Source organism: Novacetimonas sp. GS1, assembly GCF_036686925.1.
GTDB lineage: Bacteria > Pseudomonadota > Alphaproteobacteria > Acetobacterales > Acetobacteraceae > Novacetimonas > Novacetimonas hansenii.
Map to the genome: position 1 here is coordinate 1,782,362 of NZ_VSZP01000001.1, position 19,320 is coordinate 1,801,681.

16 protein-coding genes are annotated in these 19,320 nt (G+C 61.3%); 4 read left to right on the top strand and 12 right to left on the bottom strand.

Annotated features, from left to right (window positions below; genetic code table 11):
• The first annotated feature begins 163 nt into the window (after positions 1–163).
• Positions 164–1,168 carry a ribonucleotide-diphosphate reductase subunit beta gene (locus FYB92_RS08185; RefSeq protein WP_332828455.1) on the top strand — a complete coding sequence of 335 codons (1,005 nt, stop codon included), beginning with the start codon at positions 164–166 and terminating at the stop codon, positions 1,166–1,168.
• Between the two features lie 143 nt (positions 1,169–1,311).
• On the opposite strand, the gene FYB92_RS08190 is transcribed toward FYB92_RS08185, so the two are convergent.
• Positions 1,312–2,070, bottom strand: a complete 759-nt coding sequence (locus tag FYB92_RS08190; protein ID WP_040512010.1) for a tRNA1(Val) (adenine(37)-N6)-methyltransferase — start codon at positions 2,068–2,070, stop codon at positions 1,312–1,314.
• 194 nt (positions 2,071–2,264) lie between these two features.
• Here FYB92_RS08190 and FYB92_RS08195 point away from each other — a divergent pair, with 194 nt between their 5' ends.
• Entirely contained in the window at positions 2,265–3,269 is a 1,005-nt protein-coding gene (locus FYB92_RS08195; RefSeq protein ID WP_332828456.1) for a polyprenyl synthetase family protein, read from the top strand.
• 156 nt (positions 3,270–3,425) lie between these two features.
• On the opposite strand, the gene FYB92_RS08200 is transcribed toward FYB92_RS08195, so the two are convergent.
• Entirely contained in the window at positions 3,426–4,262 is an 837-nt protein-coding gene (locus tag FYB92_RS08200; RefSeq protein ID WP_332828457.1) for an aspartate/glutamate racemase family protein, read from the bottom strand.
• 19 nt (positions 4,263–4,281) lie between these two features.
• Complete coding sequence (locus FYB92_RS08205) at positions 4,282–5,043, bottom strand: orotate phosphoribosyltransferase (RefSeq protein WP_003620355.1); 762 nt, start codon at positions 5,041–5,043, stop codon at positions 4,282–4,284.
• 234 nt (positions 5,044–5,277) lie between these two features.
• On the opposite strand from FYB92_RS08205, the gene FYB92_RS08210 reads away from it, so the two are divergent.
• Positions 5,278–5,517: a hypothetical protein gene (locus tag FYB92_RS08210; protein ID WP_040510847.1), complete on the top strand. Its 240-nt coding sequence runs from the start codon at positions 5,278–5,280 to the stop codon at positions 5,515–5,517.
• 152 nt (positions 5,518–5,669) lie between these two features.
• Here the strand turns inward: FYB92_RS08210 and FYB92_RS08215 are convergent, their stop codons facing one another.
• The 4 genes from FYB92_RS08215 to FYB92_RS08230 form a co-directional block, all read right to left on the bottom strand.
• Positions 5,670–6,968: a citrate synthase gene (locus FYB92_RS08215; protein WP_003620353.1), complete on the bottom strand. Its 1,299-nt coding sequence runs from the start codon at positions 6,966–6,968 to the stop codon at positions 5,670–5,672.
• A gap of 211 nt (positions 6,969–7,179) precedes the next feature.
• Complete coding sequence (locus tag FYB92_RS08220; RefSeq protein ID WP_247066065.1) at positions 7,180–7,731, bottom strand: histidine phosphatase family protein; 552 nt, start codon at positions 7,729–7,731, stop codon at positions 7,180–7,182.
• Between the two features lie 11 nt (positions 7,732–7,742).
• The gene (locus tag FYB92_RS08225; RefSeq protein ID WP_040512008.1) at positions 7,743–8,078 is read right to left on the bottom strand and encodes a chorismate mutase; all 336 of its coding nucleotides are present in this window, start codon (positions 8,076–8,078) and stop codon (positions 7,743–7,745) included.
• Positions 8,079–8,157: 79 nt separating this feature from the next.
• Positions 8,158–8,925, bottom strand: a complete 768-nt coding sequence (locus tag FYB92_RS08230; RefSeq protein ID WP_332828458.1) for a metallophosphoesterase — start codon at positions 8,923–8,925, stop codon at positions 8,158–8,160.
• 717 nt (positions 8,926–9,642) lie between these two features.
• On the opposite strand from FYB92_RS08230, the gene FYB92_RS08235 reads away from it, so the two are divergent.
• On the top strand, positions 9,643–11,163 hold the full coding sequence (locus tag FYB92_RS08235) for an acetyl-CoA hydrolase/transferase family protein (protein WP_003620348.1): 1,521 nt from the start codon (positions 9,643–9,645) through the stop codon (positions 11,161–11,163).
• A gap of 88 nt (positions 11,164–11,251) precedes the next feature.
• On the opposite strand, the gene FYB92_RS08240 is transcribed toward FYB92_RS08235, so the two are convergent.
• The 5 genes from FYB92_RS08240 to FYB92_RS08260 all read right to left on the bottom strand — a co-directional run bounded on the left by FYB92_RS08240 (position 11,252) and on the right by FYB92_RS08260 (position 19,308).
• Positions 11,252–15,808: an AAA family ATPase gene (locus FYB92_RS08240; RefSeq protein ID WP_332828459.1), complete on the bottom strand. Its 4,557-nt coding sequence runs from the start codon at positions 15,806–15,808 to the stop codon at positions 11,252–11,254.
• A gap of 24 nt (positions 15,809–15,832) precedes the next feature.
• On the bottom strand, positions 15,833–16,453 hold the full coding sequence (locus FYB92_RS08245; RefSeq protein ID WP_003620344.1) for a thioredoxin domain-containing protein: 621 nt from the start codon (positions 16,451–16,453) through the stop codon (positions 15,833–15,835).
• 185 nt (positions 16,454–16,638) lie between these two features.
• Positions 16,639–17,574, bottom strand: coding sequence for a hemolysin family protein (locus FYB92_RS08250; RefSeq protein ID WP_003620342.1), 936 nt, complete (start codon positions 17,572–17,574; stop codon positions 16,639–16,641).
• Positions 17,571–18,185: an rRNA maturation RNase YbeY gene (ybeY, locus tag FYB92_RS08255; RefSeq protein WP_332828460.1), complete on the bottom strand. Its 615-nt coding sequence runs from the start codon at positions 18,183–18,185 to the stop codon at positions 17,571–17,573. The genes FYB92_RS08250 and ybeY overlap by 4 nt, the downstream gene beginning before the upstream one ends.
• Positions 18,169–19,308, bottom strand: coding sequence for a PhoH family protein (locus FYB92_RS08260; protein ID WP_003620339.1), 1,140 nt, complete (start codon positions 19,306–19,308; stop codon positions 18,169–18,171). The genes ybeY and FYB92_RS08260 overlap by 17 nt, the downstream gene beginning before the upstream one ends.
• Positions 19,309–19,320: the final 12 nt, after the last annotated feature.

The following is a 19,320-nucleotide window of genomic DNA, read 5'->3' on the forward strand; positions in this document are numbered from 1 at the left end:
AATCTTTATCAAAAACTTTTATCATTAGCCGGATATGATCGCGGCTGTCCTGCCTCAGCCAGAGCAGGCGCGCCTGCCGCAGGGGATATCACATCCCCTGTTGTGTTCATGCAGGAGCCAGGAGAAGCGGCGGTCCTGTTTGGCTTCAAATAGGGTGAGCACCATGAGCGATACATCATCCAGCCCGGACACCCGGACCGAGCAGCACTTTGACCTGCTAACCGCGAACCCGGTTTACAAGCCCTTCCGCTATCCTTGGGCATATGATGCCTGGTTGACGCAGCAGCAGGTACACTGGCTACCCGAAGAGGTGCCCCTTGCCGATGATGTCAAGGATTGGCATCGCAGCCTGACCGAAAGCGAACGGCATCTCGTGACGCAGATTTTCCGCTTCTTCACGCAGTCGGACGTGGAAGTGAACAACTGCTACATGAAGCATTACAGTCAGGTTTTCAAACCGACCGAAGTGCTGATGATGCTGTCGGCATTTTCCAATATCGAAACGATCCATATCGCGGCCTATAGCCATCTGCTCGATACGATCGGCATGCCTGAATCGGAATATTCCGCATTCCTGAAATACAAGGAAATGAAGGATAAGTACGATTACATGCAGGAATTCTCGGTCTCGAACAAATACGAGATCGCCCGTACGCTTGCGGCATTCGGTGCGTTTACCGAGGGATTGCAGCTTTTTGCCTCGTTCGCGATCCTGCTGAACTTCCCGCGCTTCAACAAGCTCAAGGGCATGGGACAGATTGTCTCATGGTCGGTGCGTGATGAAACGCTGCATTGTGTCTCCATGGCGCGGCTGTTTCGGGTTTTTGTGCAGGAAAACCCGGAAATCTGGACGCAGAAGCTGCAAGATGACATCCGCCAGATCTGCCGCGATATTGTGGAGCATGAGGATGCCTTTATCGACCTGTCATTTGAAATGGGGCCGGTGGAAGGGCTCGATGCCGCGCAGGTGAAACGCTATATCCGCTTTGTGGCCAACCGTCGTCTGGGCCAGCTTGGCCTTGATGGGCTGTATGATGTTGCGACCAATCCGCTGCCATGGGTGGATGAGATGGTCAACGCGGTCGAGCATGCCAATTTCTTTGAAAACCGTTCCACCGAATATAGCCGTGCGGCGACGCAGGGAACATGGGGCGAAGCCTTCGACTGATCCTGTGTGGCTCCTTGCAAGGGGCCACATAACTGACTGTAATAATAGAAGTTTTCAGGGGATCTGGTTTGGAGTCAAAATCTGCCGCCTTGGTTCCGGGATGAGGTGGTCAGTAAAATTTTTATAATGTGTTGGGGTTTAGGTTAGTCGAGGAGCGGCTGGCCTTCACGCAGGACGGCATGGGCGGCCTGCGTGAAGGTGCCATCCGCATGATGCAGCACAATGCCAGGCAGAAGTCGCGCAGGGGTGCGTGATCCCATGCGTCCCCGTATCAGCACGATCTTTGCCGCAACGCCCTGCCGGGGCCAGCAGGGGAAGACCGTAATATCCCCCAGATGGCTGTCGCCCATGCTGCTGATTGCGTGATCGAGCAATGTGGCAGGCACCGCAAGTGTCAGGGTTCCATGGTGACGCAACTGTGCCGACAGGCTGCCGACCCAGTGTGCAAGGCCCGCGCGCGGCAGGCGGCGCGCCCTGTCCCGACGCGACAGGGGGGAGGGGGTGCTGGCATGGTCATGCCACGGCGGATTGGCAAAGGCATGGTCGATACGCCGCACGCCCGGTCCGCTCAGATACGGGTCATCAGGCATCGCCGGCAAGGTGGCCTGCAGGATACGAATCGTGTCGAATCCGTTATCGCCAACATTCACCTGACCAAGGGCGACAGTATGGGAATCGCATTCCAGCCCGATCCCGCGCACACCCGGCACCCGTGCCGCAAGGCACAAAAGCCCCGCGCCCGCGCCGCATCCCCCTTCGAGTACATATTGCCCGGCGCGTGCAGGTACGCACGCGGCCATCAGGACAGGTTCCAGTCCTGTCCGGTATCCATCGCAAAATTGACGATAGCGGACACGCCCATCAAGGAGCGTTCCCAACGTCATGGGGGGCAGTGTATCCATGCGCGAGACCGCCGTCATACGTGCGCATTCAGCATTCGGTATCGTCCTCTGGCTTGACCGCCTTTCCGGTGCCCCTCATATACTCTGATACATTGAACCTTCGGAACCGGGAGAATAACCTTTTGGGCCTTGCAGTTAGTCTGCCGGAATCCGATAAAACGGCAAGTCAGAAAGACAAAGGGGCTCGACGCCCGATGGCAGACGGATCTGAGGTTGCCTTGCGCGACCTGGCTGAATATCTCGCCGATGACATGGCGGCATGCAATCGCGCAATCGTTGAACGCATGGACAGTCCGGTCGCGCTGATCCCTCAACTGGCGGCGCACCTTGTCGCGGCGGGGGGGAAACGGCTGCGTCCGTTGCTGACACTGGCGTCTGCGCGGTTGTGCGGGTATGAACCCGACGCCACGCATCAGCGCCATGTCGCGCTTGCGGCATGTGTGGAGTTCATCCACACCGCAACGTTGCTGCATGATGATGTCGTGGACGAAAGCACCCTGCGGCGGGGATTGGCTAGTGCCAATGCCATCTTCGGTAACAAGGCATCGGTGCTGGTGGGTGATTTCCTGTTTGCCCGTTCGTTTCAGCTCATGACCGATGATGGCTCGCTCAAGGTGATGAACATCCTGTCCTCTGCCTCCGCGACCATTGCGGAAGGGGAGGTGCTGCAGATGTCCACGCAGAACGACCTTTCGACCAGTATCGAGAAATATCTCGAAGTGATCCATGGCAAGACCGCCGCCCTTTTCGCGGCGGCCTGCCGGGTGGGGGCCGTCGTTGCCGATCAGCCGTTGAAGGTGGAAGAAGCCCTCGATTCCTATGGCACCAACCTCGGCATGGCGTTCCAGCTTGTCGATGATGCGCTGGATTATGCGGCGGATCAGGCCACGCTGGGCAAAACGATCGGCGATGACTTCCGCGAAGGCAAGATCACCCTGCCCGTACTGACGGCCTATAACGCAGGGGATGAAAAAGACCGCGTTTTCTGGCGTCGCGTCATTGAGGAAAGCGAGCAGACGTCGGATGATCTCGACCATGCGCTGGAACTGATTGCGCGGACCAATGCCATTGGCATTACGCTTGATCATGCCACACGCTATGCGGAGGCCGCGTCGCAGGCATTGGATATCTTCCCGCATTCCCGCCTGAAGCAGTTGTTGCAGGATACCGCGTCCTATACCGTCAGCCGCCTGCGCTAAGAGGTGGTTTGTAAAAACAGATCCAGTAACATACTGAAAAGATAAAAGTTTTTGGTGAAGCTTTTTCTAAAAAGCTTCGAAAGACGCCGCCTTTTTGAAAAAAGGCGGCACCCAGAAACTTTTCTTGTTTTCAGAAGTACCACAATGCGCGGCCTGTTATCTTATGCAGGTGTCCTGCGCGTTCTGGTGGTCCTCTCCCATAAAGGGATAGGCTGCGTCATATCCCATGTGACGCAATCCGGGGAGCAAGGCCCCCATATCCTGCGGCAATGCGGTAAAGAATGCATGCCCCGGCTGATACGGTCCTTTTGCGGCAACCGTGCCGAGGTTATGGGCAAGACGTGTTGCCTGTCGTGAGACCGCCTGCGCCGGATCAATCCAGCGCAGGCCGGGCCGCCCCAGCCGCTGAAAGCGATCCAGCAGGAACGTATAATGGGTGCAGCCCAATCCCACGACATCAATGGCGTCGCCCCCGGGCTGTGAAAACAGCCCATCCATTTCCATCCTTATGGCCCTTTCGGGAACGGGGCGCCCCCGAAAGGCCAGTTCGGACAGGTCCGCAAGGTTGCGCGCGCCATAGGTAATGAGGGTGCAGCCCGGGGCGAACCTGTTTCGCAGGTTGCTCAGATAAGGGCGCGTCAGTGTCGCACGTGTTGCCAGCAGGCCGATGGTCCCGCTTTGCGTCAGGTCGGCTGCCCATTTAATCGGGGGTACACATCCCACGAAAGGGAGCTTATGGCGCGCGCGCAGGGCATCAAGGGCAAGGGTGCTGGCGGTGTTGCAGGCGATGACCACCAGGTCCGGTCGCAACCGTGCGATGGCCTGCCCGACAAGGATAAGGATGCGTGTTACCAGAAAATCATCAGCCTGTTCCCCATAGGGAAAAACGGCCGTATCGGCGAGGTAGTCGATGCGTGCCCCCGGAAGGTCTGTCCTGAGGCAGCGCACGATTCCCAGGCCGCCGATACCTGAATCAAATGCAAGAATCCGCACGTCCCGTCACACCATGGGTTCAGGACGCCTTATCCGCCGTGAGCTTGCGCGTCAGGGCTTCTTCCGCGCTGGCGACGCCACCATGCTTGGCCGACCATGCGCAGGGGTTTTCAAGGAAGCGGCGGACTTCGTTTGCATCTTTTTCAGAGAAATAGGGCTTGCCCGCGCAGGCTTCGAGGATATCCCACCATGTGCACAGTGCATGCAGCGTGATGTTCATGTCCGCCAGTGTCTGGTATGCGCCGGGAAACACGCCATAAAAAAACACGACGAACGTATGGTCCACGATAGCCCCTGCATCGCGCAGGGCCTGTGCAAACTGCACCTTGGACGAACCATCCGTCGTCAGGTCCTCCACCAGCAGCGTGCGCATGTTTTCGGGCACATCGCCCTCGATCTGGGCATTGCGGCCAAAGCCCTTGGGCTTTTTGCGGACATAGGCCATCGGCGCCATCATCCGGTCGGCAATCCACGCGGCAAAGGGAATACCCGCCGTTTCCCCGCCAACCACGGCGTCAATGCTTTCATAACCGACATGGCGGCCGATTTTTTCCACCCCCAGTTCCATGATCTTCTGTCGCGCGCGGGGGAAGAAGATGATCCGGCGGCAGTCAATGTAAACAGGCGATTTCCAGCCAGAGGTCAGGGTGTAAGGTTCATCCGGGCGGAAATTGACGGCCTTGATTTCCAGCAGAAGACGCGCGGTCGTCAGCGCGGCATCCCGATCCCATGCGGTTGAACCGGTTGAAAGGCCAGCGCCATTTCCTGTTGCGTCGTGCATCTACCCTGCCTCCAGATTGTGGATATGAAATGTTGAAAAGACGCTTACCGGGAAAAGCGCGGAAAATCCATAATTAGAGCGGATGGGCGAAACATTCCGTCATGCTGGTATGAATTCCGTGGACAGATATGATTTTGCGAAATGGTGACAAGTGTTTTCTTGATTTCCAGGCAGGTTATAGATTACACTTCCGCCAAGTTAATAATAATTATCATTTTCGGGTGGTGTCTTATCGTGGGTTCTGAAACAAGCCATATCGTTCGCAACTGCGAACGGGCCGTTGTTACCGCGTACCAGGAACTGCGTCAGGTGGGGACGACGGATGTGTCCGCCTTCCATGCCTGCACGACGCTGTATCGCATCCATCACCCCGAGGCATCGTTAAACGAAGCGCGGCGTCTGGTGTCCGAATGGATTGACCACCATGTCGTCCATCATCGTCCCGGTCCGACGACGGGCTGTGAGTGTGCTTGAGGATTGACGCATCCGGGTGGTGACGCATCACCCGGACAAGGCAACGCACACATATATATATGCAACGGGCCTCTTCCACATGGGTGGAAGAGGCCCGTTTTCATTGGTGTGACCTGTTTTTCCCGGCCCGTGGGCCGGGAAAGGGCAGGGGATCAGGAACGTTCGGAAATGGGGGTGAAATCGCGTTCTGGCGAACCCACATAAAGCTGACGCGGGCGGCCGATACGCTGGCCCGGTTCTTCGATCATTTCCTTCCACTGGCTGATCCAGCCGGTGGTGCGCGCCACGGCAAACAGCACGGTGAACATGCTGGTCGGGATGCCCATGGCCTTGAGGATGATGCCCGAATAGAAATCGACATTCGGATACAGGCTGCGCTTGACGAAATATTCGTCGCTGATCGCGATTTTTTCGAGCTCGATGGCCAGATCCAGCAGCGGGTCGTCCTTGATGCCCAGTTCGCTCAGGACTTCATGGCAGGTGGCCTGCATGATCTTGGCGCGGGGATCGAAGTTCTTGTACACACGATGGCCAAAGCCCATCAGGCGCACGCCGCTACTCTTGTCCTTTACCTTGGCGATGAAGTCGGGAATGTTATCCTTATGCCCGATGGAGGCCAGCATCTTCAGCACGGCTTCGTTCGCGCCGCCATGCGCAGGTCCCCACAGCGCCGCGATCCCGGCAGAGATGCAGGCAAACGGGTTGGCCCCCGTGGAACCGGCAAGGCGCACCGTGGAGGTCGAGGCATTTTGTTCATGATCCGCATGCAGGATCAGGATACGGTCCATGGCGCGGGCCAGTACAGGATTGATCTTGTACTGCTCGCTGGGAACCGCGAACATCATGGACAGGAAATTTTCCGCATAGGACAGGTCGTTACGCGGATAGATGAAGGCATCCCCCTGCGTATAACGATAGGCCCATGCCGCGATGGTCGGGATCTTGGCGATGATGCGCATGGCCGACAGGTTGCGGCTGGCCGCGTTAGAGATGTCGATCCCGTCGTGATAGAAGGATGAAAGCGCGCCCACCGTGCCGCACAGGATCGCCATCGGGTGCGCGTCGCGACGGAACCCGTTAAAGAAATTGCGGATCTGTTCATGCAGCAGGGTATGATGCTTGATATCCGTCACGAAGGTGTCATACGCCTTCTGGTCCGGCAGCTCGCCATTCAGGAGGAGGTAGGCAACCTCCATGAATGTGGCTTTTTCCGCCAGTTGTGCAATGGGATACCCACGGTGCAGCAGGATGCCCTTTTCACCATCGATAAACGTGATCTTGCTGGTGCACGATGCCGTCTCGCCATAGCCGGGATCGAAGGTGAATACACCCGTCTGTGCAGGCAGCTTGCGGATATCGACGACATCCGGACCCAACGTGCCAGACAGAACCGGCAGCGCCGCACTCTTTTCGCCTAGCGAGATAGTCGCGGTTTTTCCTGACTCGCTCATCAAACACTTCCTCCTGGTCGTCCGCCGTCGCTGTTGCGGTATGGCGAAACGTGTCTCCAACCTCGGGACAGCCTGTCGTTCTGGCGACAGTTTCGTGCCTGCCCACGTTTTATGTGCCCACCCGTCCAGTGCGGATCATGATGGGCGTTGAAACCGAGATAAGGACGAAATGGCATCCATGGCAATCCGGGGCAGCCATGCCCGGCGGACATCAGTCACAGAGGGCGCGATACAGGCTCATTTCATGATTCTGGTTATTATTCCACGGAATTGCGCTGAAAAAGCACGCCATTGCCGCAGGGGGGAAGCCCAGTGACAGGGCAGGGGGCAGATTGCCCGAAGCATCGCGCCCCGCAAGGTCCATGACCAGGTTACCGATGCCCGGATTGTGGGATAACACAATGATATTACGGTATTTTTCATCTACCTCGCACAGCACCTCAAGGATACGGTCCGCAGAGGTTTCATAAAGTGCGTTCACATGTTGGACATCGGGGGCGTGATCTCCGAAAAATGATCCCATTGCCGCCCACGTCTCACATGTGCGTAACGATGGGCTGATCAGGGCAAGATCGGGCACGAACCCCATTGCCTGCAACTCATGGCCCCGCTGCCGGGCCGAAAGGCGTCCCTGTGCCGTCAGGGGGCGCTGGATATCGGCATCCATGCCAAAGTCGCCAAAGGGCACGGGCGCGGCCTGCGCATGGCGCATCAGGACCAGCCGCTGCGGGGACTGCCGCCAGCCATCATCAGGATCGGACATCGTGGGGGATTTCAGGATTGCGGCCTGTCATCGGCGTGACGGGCGATGGCCTCGTGATGCCGGATGACTTCCTTGATGATGAAGGCAAGGAATTTTTCCGCGAAATCGGGGTCCAGGTTTGCGCTGCGGGCCAATGCGCGCAGACGCTCCACCTGCTGGGCCTCACGCGTCGTGTCGGCAGGGGGCATCTGGTAACGTGCCTTCAGGCGGCCCACGGCCTGCGTATGGCGAAACCGTTCCGCCAGCAGGTAAACCAGCGCCGCATCAATGTTGTCGATGCTGCGGCGCAGTTCCAAAAGTGCATCGCGCGCTTCGTCCGGCACGGCGGTCACGGGTGTTTCATTCATGTAGGTCAGGGCTCCCAGTAAAAGCAGGTCTGTATGATAGGGGTCATCAGGATCGGCGGCAGGCGTGATCGCGTCACATTCACATTGCGTGAACAGCGGGGTCGGTCCCCGGCAGGTCAAGTCCGGGCAGGTCGATCCACGCCAGATGGCCGCCCTTGCCCGCACCCGTATCCGTAAAGATCGCCGTGCCACCGGCGCGACCGGTTCGTACCCATGGCCGCCCATCGGTCGAACGCCGGTCATGGCCGCAATAGACGGTATAGCCGGCAGGAATGTGATCCACCCAGTTCAGGCGTCGTTCGGGATACCCGTCTTTTTGCATCCGGCCGGTTGTTTCCCCAAACAGTGCGCGCGACAGCAGGGGCGTAACCGTGCCAAGGCCGGGGGGCGAAACTTCGTCAAGCATACGTACATGAAACCCCCCATGTACGAAGACATATTTCCCCAGCACGATCCATGCGGGTGCCATCGACAGGTCTTCAATCGCGCGTGTCCGTACGTCTTCGTTTTCGGGGGCAAGAAACTGCGCCAGGGTTTCCATCAGGGGCGGGTCGCGTCGCATCTTGCGGCCATGCAGGGCGCGTGCAAGCTTGCGGTCATGGTTGCCCAGCACGAACAGCCCACGCCGTTCGTCGATCAGTTGCTGCATCAACCGGAACGTCCCCACGCTGTCGGGGCCGTAATCCACCAGATCGCCCAACTGTATCAGGAACCGGTCCGTGGCCGCCGCATGGCGGAAGGCATGCAGGTCCCCATGCACATCGCCCACGATACGTATGCGACGCCCGCCGATCATCCGGGCAATGGCGTCATTATCCGGTGTCGGCGCATATCGGGGCATTCCCATCGGGTCTGTCCCCATTGCTGCAGACGGCGGCACATGGAGGGGAAAGCCTGCGCGATGTACGGCGTCGCCCGAAAAGGCATATGGGGGATGGGAGGGTAATCGACGTCTCAAACGAAAGTCCTCTCCCTGAAACATGAATGATGGCCCATCGCCACTTCCTGACCGAACCATATCAAAGCAGATGCGCCAGGCGTGCGCACGCAGGGGCCCTTATCCATCAGGATAACAATCCTTGCACTATCCGCAAACACAGGGATGGCTTGTCTCGACGTCTCCACGATGTTGCGTATCGACAATAGATAATGCTTCAGACCCCCAAGTCATGCAAAAAACGCATGAGAAGGTTGCAATTATCGTTTACGCCCCCTTCACTAGAGCAATCGTGAAGGCAACGATGCATGTAGGACGCAACTGTCACATGCTTTTGTTGTGACGCCCGCCCCGAGACGGAGAACAGATGTCAGGAGGGAAAACGATGCGCATTCCCCCGTTCGCCTGAACCGTAGCAATCCTGTAAGGGGATAAAGCCTCACGGCCAAAGCGTCACGGCACGGGTCGACCGGGAAAACGGGCGACATACGGAAATTGCGCATCAGGTGGTTCGCGCGGAATGGGGGCAGGCAACGTCCCGCACCGTGTCGGGGCCATCACCAAGGATAACCGGCCCGGTGCAATACATGCGCTGGCGCACACAAAAAAGACTTTGAGGGAAAGTTCATGATCGACCACACCCGAATCCGGAATGCGGCGCTCCGGGCCAAGATCACGACAGCGGAACAGGCCGCATCGTTCATCAAGCCCGGCATGACGGTTGGCACCAGTGGCTTTACCGGCGCAGGCTACCCCAAGGCGGTCCCCGAAGCGCTGGCCGCCCTGATGGAAAGCGAGCATGCCAAGGGGCGCGATTTCCGTATCCGCCTGCTGACCGGGGCTTCCACCGGGCCGGAACTTGATGGCGCGCTGGCCAAGGTCAACGGCATTGCCTTTCGCATGCCCTACAACTCCGACCCGGCCTTGCGTGCGCGCATCAACAAGGGCGAAACCGAATATCTCGACATGCATCTCAGCCATGTCGCGCCGATGGCCTGGGCTGGCTTCTTTGGCGATATCGACACCGCCGTGATCGAAGCCACCGCCATCCGCGAAGACGGCAGCATCGTTCCGTCCTCTTCCGTCGGGAATTCCAAGACGTGGCTCGACACGGCCAAGCAGGTCATCATCGAGGTCAATAGCTGGCAGGACAGCGCGCTTGAGGGGATGCACGACATCTGGACCGGCACCGCGCTGCCGCCGCACCGCCAGCCCATCCCCCTGCTTCGTCCCGATGACCGCATCGGGGAGACGTCGCTGCGTGTGGACCCGGCCAAGATCGTGGCCATCGTCGAAACCCATGCGCCCGACCGCAACGCCCCGTTCAGCCCGCCAGACGCGTCGGCCAAGGCCATCGCCGGACACCTGATGGAGTTCTTCCGCCACGAAGTCGCCCGTGGCCGCCTGCCGTCGTCGTTGCTGCCGTTGCAGTCCGGCGTGGGCAATGTCGCCAATGCCGTGATGGGTGGTCTGGAGGAAGGGCCATTCGAAAACCTGACCGCGTTTACCGAGGTGATTCAGGACGGCATGTTGGGCATGCTGGAATCGGGAAAGATGCGCGTCGCCTCGGCCACAGCATTCTCGCTCAGCCCCGAAGCCGCGGAATCGCTGAATTCCCGCATGCGGGAATTCCAGAAGAAGATCATCCTGCGCCCGCAGGACATCAGCAACCATCCCGGCCTGATCCGTCGCCTTGGCTGTATTGCCATGAACGGCCTGATCGAATCCGACATCTATGGGAACGTCAATTCGACGCAGATCATGGGGTCGAAGATCCAGAACGGCATTGGCGGTTCGGGCGATTTCGCCCGTAATGCCTATATTTCCGTCTTCATGACGCCCTCGACCGCCAAGGGGGGCAAGATTTCGGCCATCGTGCCGATGGCGTCGCATGTCGATCACATCACGCAGGATTCGCAGGTTCTGGTAACGGAACAGGGGCTGGCTGACCTGCGCGGCCTGTCACCCAAGCAGCGCGCCGAAGTCATCATCGCCAACTGTGCGCATCCTGACTACCGTCCGATGCTCCAGGATTACTACAAGCGCGCCCGTGCCGGGTCGTTCGGGCAGCAGTCGCCGCATCTGCTGACCGAAGCCCTGTCATGGCACCAGCGCTTCATTGAAACGGGTTCCATGCTCCCGTCCTGACCCTGCCTACAGCCAGCCCGTGTCTTTATGGCGCGGGCTGGCCATCCATCGAAGTGCGCTCTGTTTGCCAGCTACCCGGCTGGCCCCCTCAGGGCGATGTCGCATCCGTGGGGTGCATTCTGTCCTGCGCCACCATGGCAGAGGCACGTTCAAGGTCGATCGAAAGCACACGGCTGACCCCGCGTTCCTGCATGGTCACGCCATACAGCCGGTCCATATGCGCCATCGTCAACTGATGATGGGTGACAACCAGGAACCGTGTCCCGGCCTCTGCCACCATATCGCCCAGCAGGGCACAGAACCGGCCGACATTGGCATCATCCAGCGGTGCATCAACTTCGTCCAGCACGCAGATCGGGGCGGGATTGCACCTGAATACCGCAAAAATCAGCGACAGCGCCGTCAATGCCTGCTCCCCCCCCGACAGTAGCGACAGGGTGGCCAGCTTCTTGCCGGGCGGCTGGGCATAGATTTCCAGCCCGGCCTGCAGGGGATCGTCATTGCCGACCATGCCCAGATGGGCGCGCCCGCCATTGAACATCCGCGTGAACAGCGATTGGAAATGCTGGTCGATCTGTGAAAAGACCGCCATCAGCCGTTCGCGGCCCTCGCGGTTGAGATTGCCGATCGTCCCACGCAACCGGGCAATGGCGGATTCAAGCTCCGTGCGTTCGGTCATGATCGTGTTGATCTGCTCTCCCGCCTCATTGGCTTCGATTTCCGCACGCAGGTTTACAGGGCCAAGTTCTTCACGCTGGCGGGCCAGACGGCCGACCTTGCGGCGTAACCCGGCCTCGGCTGCCTCGCTCAGGTCCGTTGGCACGATACCGGCGGGCGGCTGTGATTCCGCCATCAACTGCGCAAGGATGGCTTCGGCCTGCTCCTGCTTGCCTTCGGCACGCAGGACGTCCTCACGCATGCGGATCATTGCGGCATCCGCCTTTTCGCGTGCATCCTGCGCCGTGGACAGTGTGGTTTCCGCCGTTTTCAGGGCTTCGGCCGATTGGTTGTAGCGTCCTTCCGCTGCGGACAGGTCGGTGGAAATGGCCTCGCTGCGTGATGTGATCTCTTCGGGTTGCAGGGCGATGCGCCCATGGTCTTCGTGGGCGATCCGCAGGCGGTCGTGGGTCGCGTCCACATCGCGCTGTGTCCCCTCAACGCGGTCGCGCCATTCCCCCATGGCGGCAAGTGCCCCAGCAATGCGTTGGGTCAGTGCCTCATGCTCGTTATCGATCCGCCCGAGCAGGTCACGCACGTCCTGTTCCATCCCCCGCGTCGCGGCATGGTTTTCGCGCAGGGCCTCAAGGTCCCGGGCCAGAAGTTCGGGGTCCGGCAGGGCCGCCTGCTCCGTGACAATCCGTGCGCAGTTTTCGGAGACGGTGGCGAGTTCGCGCCTGATGTCGTCAAGGCGCGGTTCCTGCGCATCGAGGATACTGCGTATTTCGTGCTGGCGGTTTCCGGCCTCGGTCCGGGTCTGTGTCGCCTCATCAAGGGTCGCCTGCGTCGCGCCGCGATTGTCCTGCGCGGTGGACAGTCGTTGCGCCGCCGCTTTTGCAGCCTGTTCCGCCATATCAAGCGTGGCCGTAGCCTGCTCTGCGGGAGGGAGCGAAGCCTGATATGCCTGTGCGCGTGCATGGTCCTGCTGGGCCTGCGCAAGATCCTGCGCCATACGGGCGAGGGCGGGCATGATTGCCTGAAGGCGTGTCTCTGCCTCGCCATGGCGATTGGTGGCTTCATTCAGGCTGCGCTGCGCGGCGTCATGCGCCACCTGCGCCGCCTGCCGGGCCTGCCGCGCCTGTCCTTCGTCCTGCCGAGCCACGAGTGCCGCCGCCGATGCGCGTTCAAGCTCGGCTTGCAACAGGGCGGGCGCCGGTTCTGCGGCTTCTTCCTGCTGTGCGGTTTCCAGCGTCTGCCGTGCCTCGGCATCGGCGGCGCGCGCCGCCTCAAGTTGCACGGCAATCGTATCAAGGCGCGTGCGCACCGCCGCATCCTGCCGCCCGAGTTCCGCTTCCTGCCGCCGCAGCAAGCCAAGCTGCTCCTCAACACCGGCGCGCCGGGCGCGGGTTTCCTTCATAGCTGTCGTGGCTGCTTCCAGCGCGATGCGCGCATCATCGGCAGCCTGCCTGCGTTCCGGGACCTCCGCCCGCAGACGGTCGAGTTCCGCGCGAATATCGCGCAGCCGATTGATCTGGCGCAGCTTCAGGGCCGCGCGACTGGGCAGGTTCCCGGCAAGCCGATAGCCATCCCACCGCCACAATGCCCCGTCACGTGTCACAAGGCACTGCCCCGGCGCAAGCTGGCGTTGCAGGCTGTCCCCATCCGCCCCGTCATCAAGCAGCCCGGCAAATGCCAGCACACGCGCCAATGCGCCGGGCGCGTTAATCAGGCCGGACAGGGGGCGGATGTCCCCATCGGGAAAGGCCGGTGCCTCCAGCACGGGCAGGTCACGCCACTGCCGTGCCGCCGCAGATGAAACCGATGCCTCCAGCCCTTCTGACAGCACTACGGCAAGGGCCGTTTCCAGCCCTTCGGGAATATGTAACAGCGTGGCGATATCCGGGGCATCGCCGTCCTGAACCTCCCCATCCGCCGCAAGAGCCTTGGCCAGGCCGTCCGCTTCGGCCTCCATGCCGGTTACGGTGGCGCTAAGTTCGTTCAGGCGTCGTGCCTGTGTTTCGCTGTGTGTGCGGCATTGGGCAATCTGCTGTTCCGCTGTCCGCAGGTCGTCTTCGGCGCTGGCATGGGCCTGTTCTGCGGCCTTGCGGGCTGCGATGGCGCCATCCAGCTTACCCGGTGGAAGGGCATTTTGCTCGATCCGTGCCGTTTCTTCCGCCAGCGACGCCAGTTGTGCGGCCGCCCGCGCGCAGGCGGAACGTGCGGCACGTGTCGCCTGTTCCAACGCGCCACGTCGCGATGCGGCCTGTTCGACCCGGGCGCGGACTTCCATTTCCGTTGCGGTCAGTTCGGTACGGACGATTTCGGCGCGTTCCAGTGCCTCACGCGCGGCGACAAAGGCGGCCTCAGCCGTTGCGACACTGTCGCGCAACTGTTCCAGATGGTCCTGCGCCACCAGCAGTTCGCGCGCCTCAACCTCCCGCTGGGCCAGAGCGGCATGGTCACGGTGCAGGGTTTCCAGCCGTGCGGCTGCCTGGGCCAGTTCCTGGGCGGCCTGTTCATGCTGTCGGCGGGTTTGCGCGGCCTCGTTGCGTGCGATATTCGCCTTGAGCACGCAATCCGATTGAAGCTGTGTCGCGGTTTCCAGTTCAACGCGGGCGTCATGCGCGGCCTGTGTCGCGGCCTCCACAACGTGGTCAAGTGCCGCAAGCGCCTCCGTGCCGGGCATTTCCGTGCGCAGGCGCGTAACCTCCGCCGTGATCTCGTCATGCCGGGCCTGCAGGTGGGCCTGACGTTCACTTGCCGCGATGCGGGCTTCTTCCATCTGGGCAAAGCGCAACTGCGCTTCGCGTGCGGCCACACTGGCCTGCTCCAGGGCCCCGGCCTGTTCGCGCACCTGCGTCTGTAAGGTGGCAAGCTCGTCGCGGGCCTGCGCCTGACGTCCCGGCAGGGCGTCAAGGGCGGCCTGCGCCTCTGCGCGCTCTGCCTCCAGACGTTCCAGCATGGTCCGCGCATCCCCCTGTCGCGCAAGGGCGGCTTCATGGTCCTGCTGGCATTGTTCAAGGCGGGCCTGCGCCTCTGCCACGGCGGCATTGGCGCGCGCGACCTCTGCCGCGATATTTTCCGCCATAACGCGATGCCGTTCAAGCTGGCTGCGCTGGGTGTCGGCCTGCGTGCGCAAACCGGGCAGGGCCTGTGTCGCCTCGAACTGTGCAATGGTCGCGTCTTCTGCCGCCTGTTCCGCCGCAAGCAGCGCGTGACGCGTGGTGTGGAGGTTTTCGCGGGCCTGCGCCACCGCGTTGCGTGCGCGGGCATGCAGCAGCGCCAGCAACGTCACTTCGCTTTCGCGTAACCCCTGCGACAGTTCACGGTACCGGGCCGCCTGCGTTGCCTGTGCCTGCAGGTCGCCCAATCGCGCCTCAAGCTGAAGGCGGAGATCCTCTGCACGTTCGAGGTTGGCCTCGGTTGCGCGTAATTTCAGTTCCGCTTCATGCCGCCGTCCATGCAGGCCGGTAATGCCTGCCGCTTCCTCCAGGATGCTGCGTCGTTCCTCGGGACGTGCGTTGACCAGAGCAGAGACACGCCCCTGACTGACCATTGCGGATGACCGCGCCCCCGACGCCAGATCGGCGAACAGGGTCTGCACGTCGCGTGCGCGCATGGACTTGCCATTGATGCGATATCCGCTACCCGCGCCGCGTTCTGCGCGTCGCACGACCTGCAGTTCATCCTGTCCCTGGAACGGGGGCGGGGCGACATCCGCCGTACCTTCCAGTGACAATGTGACCTCGGCCGTGTTGCGTGCGGGGCGTGCGGCGGTGCCTGCGAAAATCAGGTCATCCATTTCGCCCCCGCGCAGGGACCGCGCGGAGGTTTCCCCCATGGTCCAGCGCAGGGCCTCCACCACGTTCGATTTGCCACAGCCATTCGGCCCGACAATTCCCGTCAGGCCCGGCAGGATTTCGATGGAGGCCGGGTCGGCAAAGCTTTTGAACCCGGCGATGCGAAGGCGGGCGAAACGTGCTGTCATGAAGAAACCGGCTGCCTTGGGAAATCAGGAAAGGGATTCGACCTTCTGGGCGAACTGCTCATACGTCAGTTCCTGCGAGACCTGTTCCTTGTCATTGAACCGGAATGTCGGGGTGCCGTCGATCTTGTACTGGGCCTGGGCACGGTCCTCTTCATCCATGATGGCGTGACGCAGCTTGTCATCGGCCAGCGTCTGCTGGAACAGGTCCGCAGACATTCCCGCCAACGCCGCCATCTTGCGCAGTTCGTCCTGCGGGTTGACATCCTTGCCAAATGCCCAGCGATCCTGACTGGCGAGCAGGGCGAGCACGAACGCCTCGTACCGGTCGCCGGGCAGGGAACGCGCGATCATCGCCGCCGAAAGTGCAACCTGATCCAGCGGGAAATCACGGAAGATATAATAGACCTTGCCCGTATCAATCAGCTTGCTGCGTACCTCTGGGAACACTTCTTCAGAAAAGCGCGCGCAGTGGGTGCATGTCAGGGAAAACCATTCCTCCACATGCACCTTTGCCGACGGATTGCCCAGCGCGCGGATGGCAAGGCGCGGGTCGGCCGCCTGCGCCCGCGCGCCCGACGCCATTCCGGCGCCCAGCAGCAGGGCAGGCGCGGCGGAAGCAAGCAGTGTACGACGTGTAATAAGCATTGCAGGGGACCTCCGGTTAAGAAAACGCATCGTGATATCGCAAAGAACTGTCAAAGGCCGGATGCGTCAAGGCCAATGACGCATGGTCATGCCGGGGCGTGTGGGGACCACCATGCCGGGCATCACTGGCCTTGTATCACTGGCCTTGTATCATTGGCTCAGGTCATGCAGCCAGATGGTTGGCCTTACTTCTGCGCCTCGGCCGTGGGGGGCGCCTGGGGATCGGCGACGGGCCGGACGCGCAGTTTGCGGATATGGCGGGCGTCGGCGTCAAGGATGCGGAACACGGTACCGCTTTCATGTGTCACGACCTCGCCTCGGGTGGGTACATGACCCGCAAGGCGGAAGACCAGCCCACCCACCGTTTCGATTTCCGCTTCGCGTTCATCCTGCGTCAGGATCGGTCCCGTGCGCAGTTCGAACTGTGCGATGGGCAGGCGCGCATCGACGTCGAACGTGCCGTCATTGCGTTCCTGCAGCATCGCCACCGTGGGTTCATCATGTTCGTCGGAAATGTCGCCCACGATGGTTTCGATCAGGTCCTCGATGGTGACAAGCCCGTCGATCCCGCCATATTCGTCGATCACAAGCGCGAGATGCACATGGCGCAGGCGCATCTGTAACAGCAGGTCCAGCACCGGAAGCTGTGGCGCGACCATGAGGGGCTGGCGCAGCAGGGGTTCGATGCTGAAGGCCTCGCTGGTGCCAAGATAGGCGATGAGATCCTTTACATGGATCATGCCCACGATGTCATCGAGCTGATCGCGATAGACCGGCATGCGTGAATGGTTTTCACGCCGCATCATCGCCAGTGCCTCATCCAGACTGATGGAGGCGGGCATGGCCACGATATCGGCGCGTGGGATCATCACGTCATCGGCGGTAATACCGCGCAGGCGCAGGACATTGGCCAAAAGTGCGCGTTCCTGCCGGTCCAGTTCCGAAGGTGTGGAATCCGTCGTGTCGTCGGCCGCGGCGTCCGCTTCCTTGACCAATGCGGCGATCGAATGCCGCAAACCCTGATCGCTGTTGCGGCGCCGCCCGAACAGCGACAGGAAACCCCGCCCCCGGGGGGGCGGGGTGGTCGAACCGGGTTCCGCAGCGGAAGGAGGGCGGCTCATTGTGCTGCCCCGCCTTCACGTCCGCCGCGGTGTTTCCACGGGTTGGGGATTCCCATGCGCCCCAGGATGCGCGATTCCTCCATTTCCATGGCGCGCGCGTCACCCGCGTGGTGATGGTCATATCCCGACAGATGCAGCACGCCATGCACCAGCAGGTGCATCATGTGGTTGCGCACCGAACGTCCCGCCGCGCGTGCCTCGCGCTCGACCGTGGCGAAGGCGAGGATGATGTCCCCGCCCCACAGCCAGATGCCAGACCCCGAATCGGTGGGGGCATAATCGGCAGGGGCATATTCGAATGTCAGGACATTGGTTGGCCTGTTCCTGCCGCGGTGAAGATGGTTCAGCCGCCGGACCGTCAGGTCATCGGCCAGCACGACCGTGACCGCCCCGGATACATCCAGTTCACGCATCGCGGCGCGTACCGCGCGTTGCACCTCGCGCGCCGGGTTGGGCATTGCCCTATGCCATCGACGCTCGGTAATGCTGACATCAATGTCGTCCCCGAAGGGAGGTTGTGGAACCGGCCCGTCATCCTGACCGGCCGGCGTGGTATCTTCATGCGCCCCATCCACCGACGGGACGGGGCATGTTCTACTTCGCGGTTCCATTGTTCTCCTGCCGCGATCTGGTGCGCGTGGCTTCCCTGCTGGCCTCGGCACGCTGATCGTATGCATCCACTATACGCGCAACCAGCGGATGACGCACTACGTCACGCGATTCAAACCGTGTCATGGCGATTCCGGGCAACCCTTCGAGGGTCTCGACCGCTTCCCGCAGGCCGGATGTGACCCCACGTGGCAGGTCAACCTGGCTCAGGTCCCCGGTAATGACCATGCGTGTGCCTGCGCCCATGCGGGTCAGGAACATCTTCATCTGTGCAGATGTCGTATTTTGCGCTTCATCAAGGATCACAAAGCTGTGGGCTAGCGTACGCCCCCGCATGAAGGCGAGGGGGGCGACCTCGATTTCCCCTGTCGCCATGCGCCGCACCACCTGGTCGCCCGGCATCATGTCATGCAGCGCGTCATAAAGCGGGCGGAGGTAGGGGTCGATCTTGTCCTTCATGTCGCCAGGCAGGAAGCCAAGCCGTTCCCCCGCCTCCACGGCGGGACGCGACAGGACGATACGATCCACCAGCCCGGCCTGAAGCATGGCGACGGCCTGCGCCACGGCAAGGTAGGTCTTGCCCGTGCCGGCCGGACCGATGCCAAAGACCATTTCCTGCCGTGCCAGCATGTCCATATAGCGTGCCTGACCGGCAGAACGCGGCGCGATCGCGCCGCGGCGCGTCATGATGGAGGGAAGTTCCGGCGCGCGCGCGGCTGTCGTATCTGGTCGTGCAAAGGGGGGGGCTGCGGTCATGGGGCGCGGGTCCTGCGATGTTTCCGGGGCGGAAAAAAGCTGGGCGGACATGCGGATTGCGGCATCCACCTCGCCGCTATCAAGGGGGTGTCCACCTTGCAGCCTGCGGTAAAGCGACGTGAGTGCGGATTGCGTCACGGCAACCCGTTCGGGGCTTCCGGTAATGGCGATCCTGTTGCCCCGACATGACAGCCGGACATCGAACCCACGTTCAAGGTGGAGGAGATGGCGGTCATGGTCCCCCACCAACTGCGCCAGCAGGGGGTTGTCGTCGAACTGCATCGTCACGGTATGGGCCACTGCCGCGGCGGGTGGCCTGCCGGTGACGGACGGATGCCGACCGCCCCCGGGGCGGCGGGACGGGATCATGGATGCCGCGTG